General features: G+C 62.2%; 19 protein-coding genes and 1 tRNA gene. 13 read left to right on the top strand and 7 right to left on the bottom strand.

Annotation, left to right across the window (positions count from 1 at the left end):
• Positions 1 to 13: 13 nt before the first annotated feature.
• Positions 14 to 1,195 (top strand): BaiN/RdsA family NAD(P)/FAD-dependent oxidoreductase, encoded by a 1,182-nt coding sequence (locus DMO26_RS05045; RefSeq protein WP_117190908.1) that lies wholly within the window; start codon positions 14 to 16, stop codon positions 1,193 to 1,195.
• A gap of 144 nt (positions 1,196 to 1,339) precedes the next feature.
• Positions 1,340 to 1,477: a hypothetical protein gene (locus DMO26_RS33550; protein ID WP_162894716.1), complete on the top strand. Its 138-nt coding sequence runs from the start codon at positions 1,340 to 1,342 to the stop codon at positions 1,475 to 1,477.
• A 136-nt stretch (positions 1,478 to 1,613) separates the two neighbouring features.
• Here the strand turns inward: DMO26_RS33550 and DMO26_RS33545 are convergent, their stop codons facing one another.
• Positions 1,614 to 1,895, bottom strand: coding sequence for a hypothetical protein (locus tag DMO26_RS33545; protein WP_162894715.1), 282 nt, complete (start codon positions 1,893 to 1,895; stop codon positions 1,614 to 1,616).
• Positions 1,896 to 1,983: 88 nt separating this feature from the next.
• On the opposite strand from DMO26_RS33545, the gene DMO26_RS05035 reads away from it, so the two are divergent.
• Positions 1,984 to 2,847: a LysR family transcriptional regulator gene (locus tag DMO26_RS05035; RefSeq protein WP_117190906.1), complete on the top strand. Its 864-nt coding sequence runs from the start codon at positions 1,984 to 1,986 to the stop codon at positions 2,845 to 2,847.
• Positions 2,848 to 2,868: 21 nt separating this feature from the next.
• Here DMO26_RS05035 and DMO26_RS05030 read toward each other — a convergent pair whose 3' ends face one another.
• Both DMO26_RS05030 and aceA read right to left on the bottom strand, forming a co-directional pair.
• Entirely contained in the window at positions 2,869 to 3,120 is a 252-nt protein-coding gene (locus DMO26_RS05030) for an SMc00767 family acetate metabolism repressor (protein WP_117190905.1), read from the bottom strand.
• Between the two features lie 86 nt (positions 3,121 to 3,206).
• Positions 3,207 to 4,496: an isocitrate lyase gene (gene aceA, locus DMO26_RS05025; protein ID WP_117190904.1), complete on the bottom strand. Its 1,290-nt coding sequence runs from the start codon at positions 4,494 to 4,496 to the stop codon at positions 3,207 to 3,209.
• Positions 4,497 to 4,703: 207 nt separating this feature from the next.
• Between aceA and DMO26_RS05020 the strand changes: the two genes are divergently transcribed.
• The 5 genes from DMO26_RS05020 (at position 4,704) to DMO26_RS05000 (ending at position 10,322) form a co-directional block, all read left to right on the top strand.
• On the top strand, positions 4,704 to 6,122 hold the full coding sequence (locus DMO26_RS05020; protein WP_117190903.1) for a helix-turn-helix domain-containing protein: 1,419 nt from the start codon (positions 4,704 to 4,706) through the stop codon (positions 6,120 to 6,122).
• 120 nt (positions 6,123 to 6,242) lie between these two features.
• Positions 6,243 to 7,340 (top strand): polyamine ABC transporter substrate-binding protein, encoded by a 1,098-nt coding sequence (locus DMO26_RS05015; RefSeq protein WP_117190902.1) that lies wholly within the window; start codon positions 6,243 to 6,245, stop codon positions 7,338 to 7,340.
• Between the two features lie 73 nt (positions 7,341 to 7,413).
• Positions 7,414 to 8,571 carry an ABC transporter ATP-binding protein gene (locus DMO26_RS05010; protein ID WP_117190901.1) on the top strand — a complete coding sequence of 386 codons (1,158 nt, stop codon included), beginning with the start codon at positions 7,414 to 7,416 and terminating at the stop codon, positions 8,569 to 8,571.
• Between the two features lie 13 nt (positions 8,572 to 8,584).
• Positions 8,585 to 9,502 (top strand): ABC transporter permease subunit, encoded by a 918-nt coding sequence (locus tag DMO26_RS05005; protein ID WP_117190900.1) that lies wholly within the window; start codon positions 8,585 to 8,587, stop codon positions 9,500 to 9,502.
• Between the two features lies 1 nt (position 9,503).
• On the top strand, positions 9,504 to 10,322 hold the full coding sequence (locus DMO26_RS05000; RefSeq protein WP_117190899.1) for an ABC transporter permease: 819 nt from the start codon (positions 9,504 to 9,506) through the stop codon (positions 10,320 to 10,322).
• Between the two features lie 4 nt (positions 10,323 to 10,326).
• On the opposite strand, the gene DMO26_RS04995 is transcribed toward DMO26_RS05000, so the two are convergent.
• Both DMO26_RS04995 and DMO26_RS04990 read right to left on the bottom strand, forming a co-directional pair.
• Positions 10,327 to 10,575, bottom strand: a complete 249-nt coding sequence (locus DMO26_RS04995; protein ID WP_162894714.1) for a hypothetical protein — start codon at positions 10,573 to 10,575, stop codon at positions 10,327 to 10,329.
• A gap of 28 nt (positions 10,576 to 10,603) precedes the next feature.
• Positions 10,604 to 12,484: an AsmA family protein gene (locus DMO26_RS04990; protein ID WP_162894713.1), complete on the bottom strand. Its 1,881-nt coding sequence runs from the start codon at positions 12,482 to 12,484 to the stop codon at positions 10,604 to 10,606.
• 189 nt (positions 12,485 to 12,673) lie between these two features.
• On the opposite strand from DMO26_RS04990, the gene DMO26_RS04980 reads away from it, so the two are divergent.
• On the top strand, positions 12,674 to 14,626 hold the full coding sequence (locus DMO26_RS04980) for an acetoacetate--CoA ligase (RefSeq protein ID WP_117190897.1): 1,953 nt from the start codon (positions 12,674 to 12,676) through the stop codon (positions 14,624 to 14,626).
• Positions 14,627 to 14,927: 301 nt separating this feature from the next.
• Here DMO26_RS04980 and DMO26_RS04975 read toward each other — a convergent pair whose 3' ends face one another.
• The gene (locus tag DMO26_RS04975; protein ID WP_117190896.1) at positions 14,928 to 18,926 is read right to left on the bottom strand and encodes an ATP-binding protein; all 3,999 of its coding nucleotides are present in this window, start codon (positions 18,924 to 18,926) and stop codon (positions 14,928 to 14,930) included.
• Positions 18,927 to 19,163: 237 nt separating this feature from the next.
• Here DMO26_RS04975 and DMO26_RS04970 point away from each other — a divergent pair, with 237 nt between their 5' ends.
• The 4 genes from DMO26_RS04970 (at position 19,164) to DMO26_RS04955 (ending at position 21,718) form a co-directional block, all read left to right on the top strand.
• Positions 19,164 to 19,610: a phasin gene (locus DMO26_RS04970; protein ID WP_117190895.1), complete on the top strand. Its 447-nt coding sequence runs from the start codon at positions 19,164 to 19,166 to the stop codon at positions 19,608 to 19,610.
• Between the two features lie 126 nt (positions 19,611 to 19,736).
• A tRNA-His gene (locus DMO26_RS04965) sits at positions 19,737 to 19,813 on the top strand.
• Positions 19,814 to 20,050: 237 nt separating this feature from the next.
• A complete protein-coding gene (locus tag DMO26_RS04960) occupies positions 20,051 to 20,293 on the top strand; it encodes a helix-turn-helix domain-containing protein (protein WP_117190894.1) in 243 nt (80 codons plus the stop codon).
• Positions 20,294 to 20,563: 270 nt separating this feature from the next.
• Positions 20,564 to 21,718 carry a GNAT family N-acetyltransferase gene (locus DMO26_RS04955; protein ID WP_117190893.1) on the top strand — a complete coding sequence of 385 codons (1,155 nt, stop codon included), beginning with the start codon at positions 20,564 to 20,566 and terminating at the stop codon, positions 21,716 to 21,718.
• On the opposite strand, the gene DMO26_RS04950 is transcribed toward DMO26_RS04955, so the two are convergent.
• Positions 21,705 to 22,604, bottom strand: a complete 900-nt coding sequence (locus DMO26_RS04950) for a LysR family transcriptional regulator (protein ID WP_117190892.1) — start codon at positions 22,602 to 22,604, stop codon at positions 21,705 to 21,707. The two genes, DMO26_RS04955 and DMO26_RS04950, sit on opposite strands and share 14 nt — an antisense overlap.
• Positions 22,605 to 22,635 lie beyond the last annotated feature (31 nt).

Below are 22,635 nucleotides of genomic sequence, written 5' to 3'. Positions count from 1 at the left end.
CAGGGAGCGACAATTGGCGCGGAAAATCGACGTGGTGGTTTTGGGCGCCGGCGGCGCGGGCATGATGTGCGCCATCCGGGCAGGCGGGCGGGGCCGTTCGGTGCTGGTACTCGACCACGCCAGGGCACCGGGAGAGAAGATCCGCATTTCCGGCGGCGGCCGCTGCAACTTTACCAATATCCATGCGGGACCGAAGAATTACCTCTCCGCCAATCCGCATTTCGCGAAATCGGCGCTCGCCCGCTATACGCCGCGCGATTTCCTCGACATGGTGGAGCGCCATGGCATCGCCTGGCACGAAAAGACGCTGGGCCAGCTCTTCTGCGACGACAGCGCCAAGGACATCATTCGCATGCTGCTTGCGGAGATGAAGGCGGCGAATGTCGATCTTCAACTGCAGAAGCAAGTCACTTCCATCGAAAGGACGCCGGGCGGTTTTCGCATCTGCACCTCCGATGGCCCGGTCGAGGCGGGCTCGCTGGTGGTCGCCACCGGCGGCAAGTCGATCCCCAAGATGGGCGCCACCGGTTTCGCCTATGAGATAGCCAAACAATTCGGCTTGAAGATCGTCGAGACGCGGCCGGCTCTGGTGCCGCTGACGCTCGATCCGAACCTGCTGGAGAGCCTTTCCCCGCTCTCCGGCATCGCTGTGCCTGCCGAGGTCAGGCATGGCAAGACGATCTTCCGCGAGGCGCTGCTCTTCACCCATCGCGGCCTGAGCGGTCCCTCCATCCTGCAGATATCCTCCTATTGGCGGGAAGGAGACGACGTCACGCTGGTCATCGAACCCGATCTCGATATTGCCGCGATGCTGAAGGCGGCCCGCAAGACGTATGGCCGGCAGGCGGCGCAGACGGCGCTTTCCGAGACGCTGCCGAAACGGCTGGCGCAGTTTTTCGTCGAAAGTCGCGGCCTCACGGGTCATCTCGCCGATCTCTCCGACAAGGCGGTCGACGCGCTTGCTGCGTCCATCCAGAACTGGACGATCCGGCCGGCCGGCTCGGAAGGCTATCGAACGGCGGAAGTGACGCTCGGCGGCGTCGATACGTCGGATCTGGATTCAAAAACCATGCAGGCCAAGGCGGTGCCCGGCCTTTATTTCATCGGCGAATGCGTTGACGTGACCGGCTGGCTCGGCGGCTACAATTTCCAATGGGCATGGGCTTCGGGCCATGTTTGCGGGGAGGCTTTGTAGTATAGGCTGATTCAGGACTTGTTAATTTGCGTTCGCCATCCTGCCTTAATGCCAGCCAATTCCTGTGGTTAACGACTGGTATGCGCCGGCTGCGGCATCTGCGGCAGCGGCTAGGAACAACGTGTTTTGGGGGGTTCGATATTCATGCAGAAAACCAGCCGTGCCCGTGCAGTCGCCGTCGCCAAGGTTCAGGACGATGCAAAGCTGAGGCGGCTCAGGCTGCTGGCGATCGCAATCGGCGCCACGGCGGCACTGCTTTCGCTTCCCGCGCTTTTCTCCTGATCATCCGGACTTTATAACCGTAACGGAACGGCCTGCCAGGGCCTTTCGACCTGCATGTTGAAGGTTTCAGCATCTTTTTTATTGCTGAGACGACCGAGGCCAGCCGACGGCTTGCGGATGAGGCGGATGCCCTGTTTCAGCTCGTGCAGCAGTTCCGCATCGATGCGGCCGACCGGTCGGGCCTTTCCCGGGGCCGCGTGAGTATCTCCGGTCCATTGGACAGCGATGCTACAGGCGCCGGCAAATGCCCGGCGCCATCCGGCCGCCGCTTCCGCGTCCAGCCGATGATCCTGCCCAGCCAGCGCGGAAACGGCTGGGCGAAGCGTTGGTAGAAATCATCCTCGGCGCCAAGGCCGCAGTATTCGGACTTTTTCCGGAAATGCGCTGACATCAGGATGGTGACGACATTCTCATACATCGGATTTCTCCGTTCGTTGAAGCCACTTTTTCAATAAGGACAAAAATCTGCTTCTTGTAGCGCCGGATTCCGGGTATGTTTTTCAACTATGAAAAACGTCAGCTGGGATGCCTACGAACTTTTCCTGCAGGTGGCGCGGCTTGGCGGGCTGTCGGGCGCCGCCGGGACGACCGGCCTCAGCCCCGCCACGATCGGCCGGCGCATGCTCGATCTCGAACAGGCGATCGGCCGCCCGCTGTTTTCCCGCAGCCGCACCGGCTACCAGCTGACCGCCGATGGTTCGGCGCTCGTTTCGCAGCTCCTGGACATGGAAGCCGTAGCCCGCCGCGTCGAGAGCTGGAAACGGGAGAGCGCGGGCATGCCGCTGGTGCGGGTTGCCTGCGGCACCTGGCTGGCCTGGATGTTTACCCGCAACCTTTCCGACATCCGCACCGAGCGGGATGGATTCCGCCTGGATTTCTACGTCGCCGAACGCCGCGCCAGCCTTGCCCATCGGGAGAGCGATATCGGCATTCGCGCCTTCGAACCGGAAGAGCCGAACCTTGCCGCGACGAAACTCGGCGAGGTGGCCTATGCCGCCTACCGCGCCCGCAACGCCCACCCCTCCGTTGCCGATCGTTGGCTTGCGGTTGTCGAAGAGGACGCGATTTCAGCCTATCTGCGTTGGCCACATGAGCAGCGGGCGGAGCGGATCGTCGTCACGGTCAACCGGCCGCGCTCCCTGCGCGACCTCGCGCTCGGCGGTGCGGGCACGGCGGTCCTGCCGTGTTTCGTCGGCGATCAGGACATGCGGCTGGAGCGCGTGGGGAACGAAATAGAGGATCTCCGCCATCCTCAATGGATCGTCATGAACAACGACGATCGCCACCGGCGGGAAATCCGCGCGGTGGTCGATCGGATGGCGAAATTCGTCAAAAGCCGGACAAGGCTTTTTGCCGGACAGCAGCCGTGACGGCGGCTGCCGTCGGCGGCGTCACTGGATACGGTTGGTAACGACGACCGGGATCATCAGGTCGCCCCAATGGCCGTCTCCGCCATGGTGGCGGGCCGAGCGCACGAGCTCGACGGAAACGCCGGCCTCGACTGCCTTCATGATCGCATGGTTGAGGCGGTGCAGGTCGTTGGCGAGCGTGCGGATCGCCTGCTGCTGCTCCGGGGTCATGGAGGTTGCCTGTTCCTCTGCGCGTTCCTTGACATGGGTTTGAATGGGCGTCTGGATGTTCATCTGGGTTTTCCTTTCCTTGTTTGTTGTTTGGTTGCTGCCGTCTTCTCCCCGCTTGCGGAGAGAAGATCGGGGTGAGGGGCGGAAGATCACTCCGCCGCCGGCCTGAACTGGTCGTGCTCGGTGGACTCGTGCATCGCGGTCGTCGACGAAAGCCCGCCGGTGATCGCCACGGAGACGGCGTCGAAATAGCCGGTGCCGACCTCGCGCTGGTGCTTGGTAGCCGTGTAGCCGTTGGCCTCGGCGGCGAATTCCGCCTCCTGCAGCTCCGAATAGGCAGCCATCTGCCGGTCCTTATAGCCGCGGGCGAGCTCGAACATGCCGTAGTTCAGCTGGTGGAAGCCGGCGAGCGTGATGAACTGGAACTTGTAGCCCATCGCGCCGAGTTCCCGCTGGAACTTGGCGATCGTCGCGTCGTCCAGGTTCTTTTTCCAGTTGAACGACGGCGAGCAGTTGTAGGCGAGCATCTTGCCCGGGTGGACCTTGTGGACGCCTTCCGCAAACCGCCGCGCCTGCTCCAGATCCGGCTTTGATGTCTCGCACCAGATGAGATCGCAATGGGGCGCGTAAGCCGCCGCGCGGGCGATGCATGGCTCCAGCCCATTGCGGACCCGGTAGAAACCTTCGACCGTGCGTCCGGCATCATAATCGACGAAGGGTTGGTCGCGCTCGTCGATATCGGAAGTCAGAAGCTTTGCGGCTTCCGCATCCGTGCGGGCGATCACCAGCGTCGGCACGCCCATGACGTCGGCAGCAAGCCGCGCGGCGGTGAGGTTGCGGATATGCGCCGCGGTCGGGATCAGCACCTTGCCGCCGAGATGGCCGCACTTCTTCTCAGATGCCAGCTGGTCTTCGTAGTGCACGCCGGCTGCACCCGCCTCGATGAAGGCTTTCATGATCTCGAAAGCGTTGAGCGGGCCGCCGAAGCCCGCTTCGGCATCCGCGACGATCGGCGCGAACCAGGTCTCGACCGACAGTCCCTTGCCTTCGGACGTCTCGATCTGGTCGGCACGCTGCAGCGTGCGGTTGATGCGGCGGGCAAGTTCGGGAGCCGCGTTGGCCGGATAGAGCGATTGGTCCGGATACATGGCGGACGCCGTATTGGCATCGGCCGCAACCTGCCAGCCGGACAGATAGATCGCCTTCAGCCCGGCACGGACCTGCTGCATCGCCTGATTGCCCGTCATGGCGCCCAGCGCGTTGACGAAATCCTCCTTGTGGAGGAGCGACCACAGCCGGTTGGCCCCCATCTCCGCCAGTGAATAACGGATGTCGGCCGAACCGCGCAGCCGCTTCACGTCCTCCGGAGAATAGGGGCGTTCGATGCCCTCGAAACGGCCCTTCTGCGCGCCTGGAACCAATGTGTAAAAATCTGTCATGCTCATCCTCCTGTATGGATATGCCCGGCTGCTGTCCGGCGATTTTGATGTAACCGAATTTACAGAAATCAATGCTGCACTGCCAGAAAAGACGCATAATCAGCCAGTATAAAGGGGTTAGGATGTCTTGTCTTTCACAAAGGCATCTGTGAAGATGTCAAAGTAGTAAAAACGGCAAGGCGGCCGGATTTGTAAAAGCGGTGACAAATGACGGAACGAAAGATTTTTGCGGGGCCTCGTGTCCGACGCGTCAGGCTGGGGCTCGGGCTCACCCAGACGGCCATGGCCGAAGGGCTCGGCATCTCGCCTTCCTATCTCAATCTCATCGAACGCAATCAGCGGCCGCTCACCGTCCAGCTCCTCCTGAAACTCGCCTCCGTCTACAAGGTCGATCTCGATGCGCTGCAGGGGGAAGGCGGCGGCCTGGCCGGCCGGTTGCGGGAAGTTTTTGCCGATCCGCTGCTGGCGGGCGAGATACCGGGCGATCAGGAGATCATCGAGGTGTCGGAGGCGGCGCCCAATGCGGCGCTCGGGCTTCTCAAGCTCTACCGCGCTTATCGGGAGCAGGCCGCGAGGCTGTCCGATCTTTCCGATCTCCTAGCGCGTGAGGGCCATGAGACCTCGATTGCCGGCACCCGCCTGCCGATCGACGAGGTGCGGGAAAAGCTGGAGCGCCGGCCGAATTTTTTCGCTCGCATCGAGGACGCGGCGGAGGCTTTCGTCGCCGGGCTCGGTGCCGGGGACGACCTGCCCGCCGCCTTGAAGGCCTGGGCGAAGAGCGAGCACGGCATCGTCGTGCGCACGCTGCCGGTGCACGCAATGCCGAACCTGCGCCGGCGTTATGATCGGCATTCCATGCGGCTCTTCCTCTCTGCACGGCTGTCGCCCTTCGACCGCACGCGCGAACTTGCGATGGAAGTGGCGCTTCTGGCGCTCGGGCAGGAGATTGCCGCCGAGTTGGAGGAGCTTGCCTTTTCGACCGGCGAGGCGAAGCGTATCGGCCGGTTCGAATTGGCCCGTTATGCCGCCCACGCGCTGATGATGCCCTATGGCGCCTTTCTCTCTGCGGCGCAGCGCGCGCGTTACGATCTCGATGTCCTGCGGTCGCGCTTCGACGTGTCCTTCGAACAGGCGGCCAACCGATTGACCTCGCTCGCGCGCCCCGGCGCTGCGGGTCTCCCCTTTTTCCTCATGGAACTCGACCATGCCGGCAATGTCATCCGCCGGGCCGGGGCGCAGGGGTTTCCCCGGGCCCGTTTCGGCGGCGGATGCGTCAAGCTCAGCATCCATGCCTCCTTCTCGCAGCCGGGGCAGATCCTCGTCGACCGGGTCGAGATGCCCGACGGCGCGACGTTTCTCACGCTGTCGCGGACGCTCGACGGTCCCCAGGCGGGTTTCGGCGAACGGGTCCGCCGCACCGCCGTTCTGCTCGGCTGCGACGTCTCCAATGCCGGCGATGCGGTCTATGTCGAAGCGCTGCCCGGCGCCTCCGGTACCGTCCTTGCGGGCACCGCCTGCCGGCTCTGCGAGCGGCAGGGCTGCCTGTCGCGCGCCGAGCCGCCGGTCACCCGTCCGCTGGGGCTGGACGAGATGGCAACCGGCCTCAGCGCCTTCGATTTCCAGTGAGCGTTGCGCACCGCACATTCCCCCTTGTGGGGAACTGCAATCCTTTCTACTCTCCTCGAAAAGATAAGGGATTTAGCTCGGATTTGCTATCTGCGCACAAAAACTGGAACAGGAGAGATCATGAAAAACCATCTGCTCAGCCTTGCCGCCGCCGTCGCCGCGACGGCCTTTGGCGCGACTGCGGCGTTCGCGCAGGAACGCGTTGTCCATGTCTACAACTGGTCCGACTATATCGACGAATCCGTGCTTGAGGACTTCACCAAGGAGACCGGCATCAAGGTCGTCTACGACGTCTTCGATGATAATGGTGTATTGGAAACGAAGCTTTTGACCGGCGGTTCGGGTTATGACGTCGTCGTGCCGACCGGCCCTTTCCTGCAGCGTCAGATCCAGGCCGGCGTTTTTCAGAAGCTCGACAAGACCAAACTGCCCAATCTTTCCAACATGTGGCCCGAGATAACGCGGCAGCTCTCCAAATATGATCCGGGCAACCAGTATGCGGTCAACTATATGTGGGGAACAACCGGCATCGGCTACAATGTGGATAAAGTAAAGGCCGCGCTCGGCGATGTGCCGATCGACAGCTGGGATGTCCTGTTCAAGCCCGAGAATGCGAAAAAACTGAAGGCTTGCGGCATCAACATGCTCGACGCTTCGGACGAAACCTTCGCCATCGCGCTGAATTATCTCGGCAAAAATCCCGACAGCAAAGAGATTGCCGACATCCGGACGGCCGGCGAGGTCTACTCCAAGATCCGTCCCTATCTCCGCACGTTCAACTCTTCCGCCTATATCAGTGATCTTGCCCAGGGTGATGTCTGCATCACCATCGGCTGGTCGGGTGACGTGCTTCAGGCCAAGGCTCGCGCCGAAGAGGCAAACAACGGGATCAACATCAACTATGTCATCCCCAAGGAAGGCACCTATATGTGGTTCGATAATCTCGCGATTCCGGCGGACGCGAAGAATGTCGCCGAGGCTCACGCATTCATCAACTACATGATGAATCCCGAAGTCATCGCCAAGTCGTCGAATTACGTCCAATATGCCAACGGCAACCTTGCCTCCCAAAAATTCCTGGACAAGGAAGTCGCGGAAAACCCACAGGTCTATCCGTCCGCCGAGATGCTCAAGAAGCTCTTCATCATCTCGCCCTATGAGGGCCGGGTCCAGCGAGAGGTCACCTCCGTCTGGACGAAGATCAAGGTCGGCAACTGAATTCATAAAACGGGGCAGGTGGCATCACCTGCCCCGAACGCTTTTGGGGTATCGGGGCAAAGTGGGGCAGGGCATGGCGAAATCTCTCGGACCGGTAAAGCGTAAGTTCTCTCCCTGGACCGACCCTTCGGCGGTCCCCTTCATCCGCTTCGAGAACATCACCAAGCGTTTCGGCACCTTCACCGCGGTCGATAACCTGACGCTCGACATCTACGAGCGGGAATTCTTTTCGCTGCTCGGGCCGTCCGGCTGCGGCAAGACCACCTTGATGCGCATGCTGGCCGGTTTCGAGGAGCCGACAGAGGGGCGCATCCTGCTGCAGGGCAAGGATATTTCCGGCGTGCCGCCCTATCGCCGCCCGACCAACATGATGTTCCAGTCCTACGCGCTTTTCCCGCATATGACGGTGGAGAAGAACATCGCCTTCGGCCTGGAGCAGGACAATCTGCCGAAAGGGGAAATCGCCGCCCGTGTCGAGGAAATGCTGAAGCTCGTCAAGCTGGAGCCGTTCGCCAAGCGCAGGCCGAACCAGCTTTCCGGCGGCCAGCGCCAGCGTGTCGCGCTCGCCCGCTCGCTTGCCAAGCGCCCGAAAGTGCTTCTCCTCGACGAACCGCTCGGCGCTCTCGACAAGAAACTGCGCGAGGAGACCCAGTTCGAGCTGATGGACCTCCAGACCAAGCTTGGCCTCACCTTCCTGATCGTGACCCACGACCAGGAGGAGGCGATGACCGTTTCGGATCGCATCGCGGTGATGGACAAGGGCCTCATCATGCAGGTGGCGACGCCGGCGGAGATCTACGAGGCGCCGAACAGCCGCTATGTCGCGGATTTCATCGGCGACATCAACATTCTGGAAGGCACGGTCGCCGCGACGGAAAGCGCGCTCGGGGCGCCGGGCACGGTCAGGATCGATTGCGAGGGGATGGCGGTTGCCGTCGAGCAGGAATGCCAGGCGGTCGCCGGCGACAAGGTCGCTTTTGCGATCCGGCCGGAAAAGGTCCGCATCTCGCCGGACCAGCCGGCCGACCCTTCCGCCAACGCCGTCTACGGCGAAGTCTGGGATATCGGCTATCTCGGCGACTTCTCGGTCTTCCTGGTGCGAATGGCCGATGGCCGCATCGTCCGGGCGGCGCAGGCCAATGTTTCGCGTCTCGTCGATCGGCCGATCACCTTCGGCGACATGGTCTGGCTCACCTGGCCGCTCGATGCCGGCCTCGTGCTGACGCGTTAGCGGGGGAGGAGAGATGGCAAACGTTTCTGAACCCCTCAAGAGCCTTCATACCAATCCGGCCCGCTGGCTTGTCGTCGCCGTGCCCTATCTCTGGCTGCTTCTGTTCTTTGCGGCGCCCTTCCTGATCATCTTCAAGATTTCGCTGTCCGACACGGCGATCGCCATGCCGCCCTATACGCCGCTCTTCCAAGGCTTTGGCGCGCTTGGGGATTTCGTCTCGAACCTCGATTTCGAGAACTATCTCTTCCTCACCGACGATCCGCTCTACATCAACGCCTATTTGTCGTCGCTCCGGATCGCCGTCATCTCGACATTCCTGCTGCTGCTGATCGGTTATCCGATGGCGCTTGCCATGGCGCGAGCCCCGACGTCGCTCAGGCCGACGCTGGTCATGCTGGTCATTCTGCCGTTCTGGACTTCGTTCCTGATCCGTGTCTACGCCTGGATCGGCATCTTAAAGCCCGACGGCCTGCTGACCTTGTTCCTTCAGACGATCGGCATCATGGGGCCGGACGATCAGGTTCAGATCTTCAGGACCGACTATGCCGTCTTCATCGGCATCGTCTATTCCTACCTGCCCTTCATGGTGCTGCCGCTTTATTCGGCGCTGGAAAAGATGGACAATACGCTTCTTGAGGCCGCGAGCGATCTCGGCTGTCCGCCGTGGAAGGCCTTCTGGAAGATCACCTTCCCGCTCTCGCTGCCGGGCGTCATCGCCGGCTCGATGATCTGCTTCATCCCGATCACCGGCGAATTCGTCATCCCGGATCTCCTCGGCGGCGCCGACACGCTGATGATCGGCAAGACGTTGTGGACGGAGTTCTTCGGCAACCGCGACTGGCCGCTGGCCTCCGCCGTGGCGGTGATCCTGCTCCTGGCGCTCGTCATTCCGATCGTCATCTTCCAGAACCAGCAGAAGAAGGTGGCGTAAGATGAAGTCGCCCAAGTTCGATGCCACCATCCTGACGCTCGGTTTCGCCTTCCTCTACATCCCGATCGTCATCCTGGTGGTCTATTCCTTCAACGCCTCCAGGCTGGTCACCGTCTGGGGCGGCTTTTCGCTGCAATGGTACCGTACCATGTGGTCCAACGCGGGGCTGATGGATGCCGCCTGGGTGACGGCCCGCGTTGGTGTCATCAGCGCCACGACCGGCACAGTGCTCGGTACGCTCGCCGCCCTTTCGCTGGTGCGTTTCCAGAAGTTCCCCGGCCGGATGCTGTTTTCCGGCATGATCTATGCGCCGCTCGTCATGCCGGAGGTGATCACCGGCCTTTCCATGCTGCTCCTTTTCGTGGCCATGGGTATCGACCGTGGCTTCTGGACGGTGATCATCGCGCACACGACCTTCACCATGTGTTACGTGGCGATCGTCGTGCAGTCGCGGCTGCTCACCTTCGACCGGAGCCTTGAGGAAGCGGCGCTCGATCTCGGCTGCCCGCCGGTAAAGACCTTCTTCAAGATCACCCTGCCGCTGATCTTCCCGGCCGTCATCGCCGGCTGGATGCTCGCCTTCACGCTGTCGCTCGACGATCTCGTGATCGCCAGCTTCAACACCGGCCCCGGCGCGACCACGCTGCCGATCAAGATCTACAGCCAGGTGCGGCTCGGCGTGACACCGGAGATCAATGCGATCTGCACCATCCTGATCGGGCTCGTGACGATCGGCGTCATCATCGCTTCAATCGGGACAAAGCGGGCGGAAATCCGCCGTATCCGCGACGAGCACGTCGCGGCGCGCGGCACGACCTGAGAGCTTACTCGCCGCCGCGGGGCGGGATGAAGATGTAGATGAACAGCCATGCCGGTAGCACGATGACCGCTCCAAGCAGGATGCGGGGCAGCGACCAGATATAGGCGCGCTCGAGCCCGATCCGCACGTCCTCGGGCGTCAGGCGGAAGACCGAAAGCAGGACGGGCGTGGTGATGCCGAAGAAGGTCAGTACCGCCCCCATCAGCAGGCAGGCGAGCAGCACCTTGAACAGACCCACTATGAACCGCAGCACCGAAGGTCCCCACCCCGTTGATTCGGCTTTATTGTAAGGTGTCCGGCGGGGTTTGCGAAACCGGCCAGATGACGGGGTCGGGCCATGATCCGCCGACGAAGACGATCAGGGGCGCTGCCGATCCCCCCTTGGCAGCATCCTGGACCTTGGGCTGGATGCTGGCCGAAAGTGCCATGCTGTTGTTGGCATAGGGAACGACGCCGGAAAGCGAGAGCGTTTCGCCAGGCGTGACCATCCTGCCCTCGCGAATGTCGGCCGATCCGTTGGCGAGATGGGCCGATATGTCGATGCTGTCGAAAGGCAGGTCGTTGCCGCCCGCTTCGCCGAGCGTAAAATAGGGGCGTGTTCCGGCAAGCCGGCGGATGCCGGCAAGATCGACGCCGGAGAGCGTGCCTTGCCCCGTCCGGAAATGGATCGTCCCCTTCGCATCCCGCCATGCCGGGGTCGTCAACGGCCGGTCGATATCGAGGGACAGATCGAGTGACCCGCGCGCAAGCGGCAACGGCCCCGCCAAGGCGAGATGCTTGAAGATCGTGCCGAAATCGGCGTCCTGCACGGCAAGGCGAAATGCGATCCCGGCGCCGCCGCTGCCGTTCTTGGTCGTGGCGATCCGCCCCGTCAGCCGCCCGGTTTCGAAATCGCTGTCGAGGATATCGACCCGCGACTGGTCTCCGACATTCATCACGCTGACCGCCGCTTCCGAAAGCTGGAACGGACCAAGCATGGCCTGTTGAGCGGAAAGCCTGAGGTCGAGTTCCAGTCCTGCCCGCAGCTTCCGAGGCGGGTCTCCGGCGGCGCGCGGCGCCACGGCGGCCAGCAAGGCGGAGAAATCCACCTGATCGAAGGCGAGCGTGCCGGTCAGCCGCGGCAGCCGGCCCGGCGGCAGCAGGAGATCGAGAATGCCGGTCGCCTTGGCATTGTCGAGGCCGAGCGACAGGTTTTCGAAGCGCAACGCATTCTCATTGGTCACGAGGCGGGCGGCAAGCGAAAGGCTTTTCAGCCGTTCGGCGCCGGAGAAGCTGATGCCGGACCAGGTGATTGCGGCGGAAAGATCGGGAACCGAGAGTTCCGCATCGCCGGAGAGGAAGGCATGCGCAGCAAAATTGGCGACGCCGCTGAACCGGCCGATGAAGAGGTCGGAAGCGACCGACCCTGAAAGATTGCCGCTCCTGCCGGAAAGCAGCAGCAGGGGCTGTGTCGAACCGACGTCGAATACCACCTTGCGGCCGTTGAGCAGCGCTTCTGCCTTCATGCCGAGGCCGCGGGAAAGCCAGGGCCAGTCGAGCGTACCGTTGATCGCTGAAAAACGCGTCACGTGGCCGCTTGCGGCATCATTGATCTCGAACGCGCCGTTGGAAATGCTCACGTTTCCAATCGGGGCTTCGTCCTCGACGGACAGGGATTGGCCATTGGCTTCCGGCCGGACATCCTTGACGGCGCGGCTGAGCCGTCCGTCATTGGCCCAACTCAGGCGACCGTCGGCTTCCCTGAGAAAGTAGATCTCCGGATCGGTCAGGCGAAAATCCTTGAATTCCGGCTGCCCGATCACCGCCTCGAACAGATCGAAAGAGGCGGAAAGCCGGGAAACGCGGCCGAGCAGCCGCTCGGTTCCTTCCGATTGCTTGCGGATCGTGATGTCGCGGAGCGTGATGCGCGGTTCCGGCCAGAATCGGATATCGGGCGCCCCTTCGATGCTCACATCGTGGCCCGTCCATTCGGCGACGGCACGCTCCATGCTTTCACGCACCACGGTGGAGGAAATGAGGAAGGGCGCGATGACCTGATAGAGGACGAACAGGCAGAGCGCGGCCAGTCCGCCGATCAGCAGACGGCGCGAGTGCCACCCCCAGAGAGGCCTCAGGGGACGGCTCAGTTTTTCCCGTAGTTTTCCGATCCCGCTGGTCACCATAACCACGCGAATATAGGAATTGGCGGGCCGAGGCAAATCAGTGAAACGTCCTCTTGTTGTCCCCTTTCTTGCGCAATGCAACATGATATACAGGCCGGTACGCTCAGCCCGGAAAAACGGGCGCTGATGGGCATAGGACGGGACCCTGTTTTCCGGTTCATGCGGGGTCCCCGGGTGGGAGGAATGACAATGAGCAATGAACAGCCGCTCTGGAGCCCTTCGAAGGAAGCACAGCAGAAGACGCCGCTTTTTCATTTCATCGGCTGGTGTGCCGAGCGCTACGGAAAGAGCTTTCCGGATTACGATGCCTTCTATGCCTGGTCGATCGTCGAGCGCGGCGATTTCTGGTCGGCCGTCTGGGACTATTGCGGCGTCAAAGGCGAACGTGGGGGACGTCCGCTGATCAATGGCGAAGACATGCTCGCCGCCCGTTTCTTCCCCGATGCGACGCTGAACTTTGCCGAGAACCTGCTTGCCGAAACCGGCGCGGGTGATGCCCTGGTCTTCCGCGGCGAGGACAAGGTGAGCTACCGCTGGTCCTGGGACCGGCTGCGCGAGGAGGTTTCGCGCCTGCAGCAGGCATTCCGGGCGCTCGGGATCGAGAAGGGCGATCGTATCGCCGCCATGATGCCCAACATGCCGGAAACCATCGCCTGCATGTTGGCGGCTGCCTCGATCGGCGCCATCTGGTCGTCCTGCTCGCCCGATTTCGGCGAACAGGGCGTGCTCGACCGGTTCGGCCAGATCGGCGCGAAGCTCTTCATCGCCTGCGACGGTTATTGGTACAATGGCAGGCTTCAGGATGTCGCGGCCAAGGTGAAGGCGGTCTCCGGAGCTTTGAAGACGCCGGTCCTGGTCGTGCCCTATGCGGGCGATGCCGCAGCCCTATCAGCCTCGCTTGCCGATGGCCGCACGCTGGCCGATTTCACCGCGCCCTTCACGGCAAGGGCGATCGAATTCGAATCGCTGCCGTTTTCGCATCCGCTCTACATTCTCTTCTCGTCCGGCACGACCGGCGTGCCGAAATGCATCGTCCATTCGGCGGGTGGCACGCTGCTGCAGCACCTGAAGGAGCACCGTTTCCACTGCAGCCTCGCGGCGGGTGAACGGCTCTTCTATTTCACTACCTGCGGCTGGATGATGTGGAACTGGCTGGTGTCGGGTCTCGCGGTCGGTGCTACGCTCTGCCTGTTCGACGGGTCGCCCTTCGCCCCGGACGGCAACGTGCTGTTCGATTATGCCCAGGACGAGAAGTTCGCGGTTTTCGGCACCTCGGCGAAATACATCGATGCGGTGCGCAAGGGCGGCATCGTGCCGAAGGAAAGCCACGATCTCTCGAGCCTGCGGCTGCTCACGTCAACCGGTTCGCCGCTTTCGCCGGAAGGTTTTTCCTTCGTCTACGAAGGCATCAAGAGCGATGTGCATCTTGCCTCGATTTCGGGCGGCACGGATATCGTCTCCTGCTTCGTGCTCGGCAATCCGCTGAAGCCCGTCTGGCGCGGCGAGATTCAGGGACCGGGCCTGGGGCTCGCAGTGGATGTCTGGAATGACGACGGCAGGCCGATACGTCGTGAGAAAGGTGAACTGGTCTGCACCAAGGCCTTCCCCTCTATGCCGGTCATGTTCTGGAACGATCCGGAAGGCAAAAAGTATCGCGCCGCCTATTTCGAACGTTTCGACAATGTCTGGTGTCATGGCGATTTCGCCGAATGGACGGAGCATGACGGCATCGTCATCCACGGCCGCTCCGACGCGACCCTCAATCCCGGCGGCGTGCGCATCGGCACGGCGGAAATCTACAATCAGGTGGAGCAGATGCAGGAGGTCGCCGAGGCCATCTGCATCGGTCAGGATTGGGACGACGACGTGCGCGTCGTACTCTTCGTCCGGCTTGCCAATGGCCGCATGCTCGACGACGATCTCGTCAAGGCGATCAAGACCCGCATCCGCACCGGCGCCTCTCCGCGTCACGTTCCTGCCAAGGTGATCCAGGTTACCGATATCCCCCGCACCAAATCAGGCAAGATCGTCGAACTTGCCGTGCGTGAAGTCGTCCATGGCCGCGCCGTGAAGAACAAGGAAGCGCTTGCCAACCCGGAGGCGCTCGATCTTTTCGCCGGCCTTGCGGAGTTGAGGACCTGAAAGGCCGGTTTTCCGCGGCCATTCTGTTTCGCAACGATACATCGCCGGAATAAATTCCGGAAATTGGACGGCGTTAACGCGTTATTAAGTCGAGTTGGTCAAAAGTGGAGCAACATGGTTTCATCTCGTGTATGAAAGTCACGTATCCGCGGGCTTCCATAGACATGATGTCTCCACCCGACCCTCGTTGGACAGCATTAAACTTCAAAGGCAGCTTCGGCTGCCTTTCTTTTGACGATGAATGCATCCTGTGATTGATTCACCAGGGAAGCCGCACGCAATGCGGCTTCGGCTGCATGGATCAGTTCGCCAGCACTCTTGGCGAGGGGAAGGTGATTTCCACCAGCGTGCCTTCGTTCGGCGCTGAGCTGATCGAGAAGGCGGCGCGGTTGGCATCGACCATCGCCTTGGTCAGCGGCAGGCCGAGGCCGGTGCCGTCGCCGCGCTTGCGGGCGGCGCCCACCTGCCGGAAGGGTTTCATGGCCATTTCCAGTTCCGAACGGGTCATGCCGATCCCGGTGTCGCGAACCCGGAGAACCACGCTGCCATTCGTTTCATAGGCCGTCGACACGACGATCTGTCCGCCTGACGGCGTGAAGCGGATGGCATTCGACAGGATGTTCAGGACGATCTGCTTGATCGAACGCAGGTCGGCCACCACCTGCGGCACGGTGTGGGAAAGCGCGGTGCGGATGATCACCCGCTGGCCGTTGGCCTGCGGCTGTACCAATGAGACGGCCTCCGAAACCGTTTCGTTCAACCCGACGGCGATGAAGTCGAGATCCATCTCACCCGCTTCGATCTTCGAGATGTCGAGCAGGTCGTTGACGATGTCGAGCACATGCCGGCCGGACCGGCCGATATCGTTGGCATATTCCACATAGCGCGGATGACCGATCGGGCCGAAGCGCTCGGTTGCCATCATATCGGCGAAACCGATGATCGCGTTGAGCGGCGTGCGGATCTCGTGGCTGACATGCGCCAGGAAATCGCTCTTGTGGGCATTGGCCGTTTCGGCGGCACGCTTTGCGGTCCGCAATTCGTCCTCTGTCCGCTTCCATTGGGTAATGTCGCGGATGACGGCGCAATAGCCGTTGGAGGAGGTGAGCCTGCCGATCGTCATGAACAGCGGCAGGAAGCCGCCGGAGGCTTCGCGGCCGATCACTTCCCGCCCATCGTTCAGCACGCTCGCAACGCCATGGCCGGAAAGCCCGCTGAGGTAATCGACGATCGCTCGCTGGCTTTCATGGGCGAACAGGGTGACGAAGGGTTTGCCGTTGATCTCTTCGTTGTCGTAGTTGAAGAGGGCGCTGGCTGCCCGGTTGATGGACCGGATATCGCCTTCCGCGCCGATGATCACCACGCCGTCGGTGGCCGTTTCCAGAATGGCGCGCAGCTCTTCGACTTCGACCTGGAGGCGCTGCAACTGATCGGCGGAGCGGAGCGGACGCAGCGGAATGATCTCGGCCGGCTCTCCGGCCTCTGTCGGGGGCGTGCTTTCGGCGGAAACCGGCATCAGCGCCAGCATCAGCGCAGTCGAATCATCCCACCGGACCGATTGCAGACGTGCGGTGACGGGTACGACGGCGTCGTCGGCACGCACCACCACCATGCCGCCGGGCTCCGTCGTCTTGCCTTCAAGATCCTGGCGCTGCAACAGCGCGTCGAGGCCGCCGACTTCCGCCAGTTCGTCGATCGATGCGTAGCCGGTGAGCCGCAGGAATTCGGGATTGCCGTGGATCAGCACGTCGCCGCTGTGAACGAGGAGCGCCACCGGCATCTGGTCGATGATCTCGGCCGACAGGCTGATCCGTTCGCGCACCGGGATCATCTGGCTGAGCAGCTCGCGGTCCGAAAGTTCCGGATGCGGGTCGGCGGCAGGGCCGGCCGCCGCTTCGGCGTCCTCGTCCGGCTCGTCGGCAAATGCCCGGTTGGCGTCTTCTCCGAAGGCGGCTGCCTCGGCCTCGGAAATATCCTCTTCCAGCCCCGCGGCCGGCTGCGCCTCGAAACCCGCTTCGGCGTCCGATCGCTCTTCCACCGGAGCTTCGGGGCGCGCCCCTGCGGCCTGATCCACCGGCGTGATGCCGTATTCCTCGCTGTGGGGCGCATGCGGATCCTGTACCGGGTCGATGGCGGCCGGTCCGACCGAAGTCATATCATCAGCCGTATCGGGAGCCGGCGTTTCGGGACCGGCCGGTGTCGTTTCCTCGTTGCGGCGGCCGACGAAATTGTCGAGCTGGCGCGCGATCTCCCGGAACGCTGCCTGTTCGACAGGGGTCAGGCCGTCGCGGCGGTTGGAGCGGTGCTCTTCCAGCTGGATGACCTTGTCGGAATGGCGCCGGCCCGGATTTTCGACGATCCTCAGCGCAGGACGCTCGCCCGCCGGCCAGTCAAGCAGCGAGGGAACCTGCCGGCCGGACATCTGCGATTCAGGTTCCGCCTGAGCCGGTGCCTCGCCGGTCGATGCGTCGGACGCGACATCGGAAGAGGTATTCTGCGTGCTCTCCGCTCCGTCGTCCTGCGTGAAGGCCGGCGGCTCCCCTGCAGTCACATCTTCGACGATGACATCGTCCTCAGCCGGGGTTTCGGGGAAGGTGGGCTCTGCCGTATCGGCGACCACGGCATCCTCGGGGGCCGGCAGGTCTTCCCCGACGGTCTGCGAACCCGTATCGGTTACGGAGAACTCGGAAGCCTCGGATGCGGTTTGTACATCCGGTCCGGCAACGTCCTCCGGCATCGCGGGAACCAGTGTCAGCCCGATGGCCTCCGGGTCTTCCGCCACATCGGCGATACGCACGATGCCGAAGCCGCGGAAGCCGTCGAATTCGCGGGTGCGGGTATAGGTCGGCAGAGCCGCCAGATCGACCGGCACGACCAGCGACGTGCCCTCGACCGGCCACCATATGGTCTTTCCGGACCAAGTGTCGCGCTTGCCGAGCAGTTCGGCGATCTTCCCTTCCGGATCGAGATGGAAAAGGGCTGCGAGATCGGTAAATGCCATGCCGTTGATATCGGCGGCGTGCGGACCGACCGCATCGGCGAACTCGCTCGAGACTTCGCTGAACCGGCCTTCGGCATCGATCTTCCAGACGAACCGTGTGGCGCGCGCATCGCGCCGGAATACGAACCCTGCCGGTGCGGGCGCCGCGGCTTCGGGATTTTCCGCTTCCTCGGCAGCGGGAAGTGTTTCCGGTTGCGGCTCCGCCGGTTCCGTCGCCTGTTCTGCAGCGGCTTCGGTATCGGGAACGAGGTCTTCTGCAGTCTCGATCGCTTCGATTGTGTCGGAGGGCGCTTTCTCCTGCCAAACGGCCTCCGCGGCGGTTTCCCGGAGGATTTGCTCTTGAGGTTCCTCGACCATGGCCGCGGAGTCGGCCGCCAGGGGTAGCTCGCCAGTCTCGACCGAGATTTCTTCTTCCGGCTCCTCGGTGTCTTCGATCTCGCAAACCGCGGTGATCGCCTCGGCATAGGCGTCGGACGGCGCGGCCTCCACGATGAGGCTCTCGTCCTGTTCGGGGAAGGCGTGGTCGTCAGCCGGCTCGGCAGGGGTGGGGGCTACCGCTTCTTCCGCGAGGGCTGCCGCCGCTGCGGCCGGAACCTCGTCCTTCGGCTCGAAGGCGTTCTCGACGGCGGAACGCCCCTGCACGGTCTCCACCGTGAACAGGAGATGCAGCGCCGGATCGTCGGAGAGCTTCCCGACGGCGGCCGGCAGGTATCCCTTGACAGTCGGGATCGGCCGCTTGACGAGCCGGCTCGGATCGCTGCCCGCCATGGTCGCGAGCATCTTCGCCGTTTGCGGCGTGACGCCGAGGCCCGTAAATTCGGCAGAGGCGGCGAGCACCTCGCCATCCGCGTCGATCACCGCCATATGCGTGTCGGGATCGTCGAAACCTTCGATCATCTGCGCCGCACGGGCGGCGGGCGACAGCCGGCCCTTTTTCACCGGAGCGCTGAACAGCACCGCCGTTTCACCCTGGACCTGGACGAGTTCGCAAGCCGCCTGCACGGGAATGCGCTGGAAACCGGCGGCGATGCGGATCGTGAAGGTGCGGATGTCGCCGACCGCGCCGAGCTGGCGCGATGCTGCCTCCGTCTGGCGCAATGCGATGTCGGCACGATTGGGGCCCTGGTCGAGGAAATCGTAGATGGCGTTGAAGCCGAATAATTCGGCGCCGCGCCCGTTCGCCCAGAGCGCATTCTTCATGTCCGGCGAGAACAGCACGATCGCCTCGCCCGCTGCAAAGCGGTCACGCACGCGTTCGTGGACGGCAATGTCTATAAACGGGTACTGAACTGCGGACATGGGCCAGACCTACAGAATTTTGTGACCGCTTTCCTGCGGAATTTAACGGATTGTTAATAACCGCCCACCGCCTTGCGGTCGAGAGCGGTGCAAACCAAACCTGCCGCCAAGGTTAATTTGGAAATTCATTTTATTGTGCAGCGCACAATGATATTGCAATGCACAATGAGATGGGCTATATAAGAGGCATGAAATCTTCGGTGCTGCCGAAGAAAACGCCAACGAGGACCTGAAACGATGGCATACAAGACCGACGATATCTTTTCCTTCTCCGCTTTCGATCCGTCGAAGTTCACCGAAAGCTTCCGCGAATTGGCCGAAAAGGGCGCCGCCCAGTCCCGCGAGGCCTATGCTAAGATGAAAACCGCTGCTGAGGAAGCTACCAAGACCGTAGAATCTACAATGCAGTCGGCGCAGGCTGGTTCCGTCGAACTCGGCCTGAAGGCAATTGATGCGCTTCGCACCAACGCCGACGTATCGCTCAATCACATGGAAGCGCTGCTCGGCGTAAAGTCGATCTCCGAACTCCTAGAGCTGCAGACCGCATTCATCCGCAAGCAGGCCGAAGTCACCGTCGAGCAGGCCAAGGGCATGCAGGAAGCTGCCCGCAAGCTTGCCGAAGACATCGCCAAGCCCGGCAAGGAAGCCGCCGATAAGGCCATGGCGACCTTCAAGGCCGCCTGATCGGCACGTGGCTCAAGGGAAAAGGCCGGAGCCAAGCTCCGGCTTCTTCAATTTGCCGGGAAGGGGCTTGCAAAACGAGCCCGATCGCCGTATGTGACCCCCGAACGGCGCAAAACAGCGCTTCGTGCGGTTGTAGCTCAGTTGGTTAGAGCGCAGGTTTGTGGCACCTGAGGTCAGTGGTTCGACCCCACTCAACCGTACCATTCTCCAGATCAGAGAAACGATGAGATGGCTTCGTAGGGCATGGTCTGCCCGTCGGTTCCGCTGGCCCGGAAACGAACACAATTTTGTGCGACGCACCATTTCCTCTTGTCTGGATCATTAGCATGCCTATCTTTCAGGCTGCGAGTGCCTAAATTTTTTGACTCTCGTGTCTCGGGCTATTGCCCACCTTCACCTGCCCGGGTTGACCGGCAGGCTCTTTTGGAAGGACTAGGATCATGACAATTTCGATCAACAACTTCGCCTCCGCCAACGGAGCCAAGTTTTCTCCGCAACATATTGCTTCCGCTGTTGCCGAAGCGCGCCGCGCCATGGGCTACAGCATCGATGAACTGGCCATCACGACGGGGCTCGTCGGCGACGAGATTCTCCGGATCGAAAACGGTACGGACGCCGATCCTGCGAAGCTGAAACGCATCGCCGCCGCACTCAAGGTTCCGGTATCGCAATTCCTGGCCTAAAATAGAGGCATCCAGCCGCTTTGGCGGCTGGACCTTCGCATCGCTCCGGTTAAGGTTAACAATCCTTTCAGGTTAACTTCTGTCCGCCGGCTTGATAGAGGATTCCCGAGGCGCAGGGCCAATTTCTCGGCCGGTCTCACGATTTTGTCTGCAACAGCTTTGGCGATTTCCCGATCGGTTCGGGCGGGAAGGCATTTTTCCCGTGCGGATGTTACCTTTTAAACTTTGATCTGGGTCTAGACCGCTTCAGCCAGCCGCCGGGAAACCGCGATGCTCCACCGTCCGACGCACGATCTGGATACGGCTTTTTCCGTTTCTGTTGTCGAAAATCCCGCGGACCTGCCGGAGGAGTGGCCGCGGGCCGGTTTGATCGCCGATGCGCGTTGCCATGTCTTCCAGACGCGCGAGTTCATCGAGACCTGGTGCACCACCTTCGCGCCCGCAAAGAGGGCAAGACCGCTTTTGGTCGCGGTCCGCACCGGAGATGGCAGCCCATTGCTGTTCGTGCCCCTGACGATCGAGCGCAACCGTGGAGCCCGCGTCCTGACCTTCATGGATGAAGGCGTCGCCGACTATAATGCTCCGATTCTTTTTCCGACCACCCGGATCTGGACGACGGACGCGGCCCGGGAACTGTGGTCGGCCATCGAAAAGGCGCTGCCGGCTTATGATATCGCTTTCCTCGACAAAATGCCGGCCTATGTCGCCGATCTCCAGAATCCTTTGGCGCTTCTTGCCGAGGAGCCGAACGACGAATCCTGTCATGGTAATGTGCTGACGCGCCCCTGGAAGGACGTCGAGGCGACCCAGCCTTTCCTGAGGACGCTGAAGAAGAGCATTCGCGGTATGGAGCGCATCGGCAAGGTGGAATTCGCCGTCGCCGAAAACGACGCCGACCGAGAACTCTTCTTCGAGACGATGGCGCGGCAGAAGCAGCGCCGTTTCGAGGAGACGCGGGTGCCGGGATTCGATGCCGAGCCCCATAAGCTGGAGTTCTTCCGCCGCGCCAACCGGGTTTTCGCTTCCGAGGGCGTGTTGCATCTCTGCGCCTTGAAGGTCGGCGAAGAGATCGTCGCGACCGCGTGGAGCCTGACCCGCGGCAGACATCTCTACGATCTGCTGATCGGCTTCGAGGCCGGGGAGTGGAGTAAATTCTCGCCGGGCCGGGCGCTCAATCTGATGCTGTTGAAGTGGCTGCAGGATAACGGTTACACCTATCTCGACCACGGCATCGGCAACGAACCCTGGAAGCTCGAAGCTTGCGAGACGACGGTGCCGCTTTTGCGCCGGACCGTGGTCCGCACACCGCTCGGCCGCTTTCATCGGTCGCGGCTGAAAGTGATGGCCCGCCTGCGGGCCACCAACATCTGGCAGAGGGTCCGCCCGCTCAAATGGATCGTCTTGCGCGCATTCAGGAAGCACTGACCGGGCTCAGGAAGATATCGCCTTCCTCCGCCACCAGTTCGTTGAGGAATTCCACGACGGTTCTCAGTCGCACGAGGTCGCGCGTGGTTTCGTGATAGGTGGTCCAGTAGGAACGCCGGATGACGATCTGAGGCAGCACCCGCACGAGTTCCGGATACCCTCGCGCCACATAGTCGTGCAGAATGCCGATGCCGGCGCCCGAACGCACCGCCTCCGTCTGGCCGATCGCGCTCGAAATCTCGAAACTCGCGTCCCAATCGCGCATCACCTCGCCGGTAAAGTTGAGGGAGGGCGAGAAGATCAGGTCGTCCACGTAACCGATGCGCGGATGGCCCTTCAGCGCTTCGACGGATTTCGGCGTGCCCGCTTCCTCCAGATAGGTCTTCGACGCATAGAGGCCGAGCGTATAGTCCGTAAGTTTGGAGGAAACCAGCCGTCCTTCGACCGGCCGTTCGATGGTGATGGCGATATCGGCCTCGCGTTGTGATAGCGAAAACGAACGCGGCACCGGCACGAGCTGCAGTTTCAGTTCCGGATGCCGGCGCGTCAGCCGGCCGAGCCGGGAGGCGAGGAAGGACACGCCGAAACCGTCCGGCGCGCCGATCCGGACCGTGCCGGCGATCGCCGCGTCGATCCGGCCCGTGCTTGCCTGAGCCGCCAGCATCTCCGTTTCCATGCGCTCGGCGGCGCGGAAGAAGACTTCGCCCTCGGCGGTCAGCTCGCAGCCGTTCGTGCGGCGGATGAGAAGGCGCGTGCGAAGGTCTTCCTCCAGTGCCGTCACGCGACGGCCGAGCGTGGCATGGTTGATGCCGAGCCGCCGGGAGGCGGCCAGGATTTGCCCGGAGCGGGCCACAGCCAGGAACATGCGCACATCATCCCAGTTCATGTGAAGCTCCAATGTCGAAATTTGCACAATG

This window comes from Rhizobium terrae (genome assembly GCF_003425685.1).
GTDB lineage: Bacteria > Pseudomonadota > Alphaproteobacteria > Rhizobiales > Rhizobiaceae > Neorhizobium > Neorhizobium terrae.
This window is presented reverse-complemented; position numbering and strand designations above follow the sequence as displayed.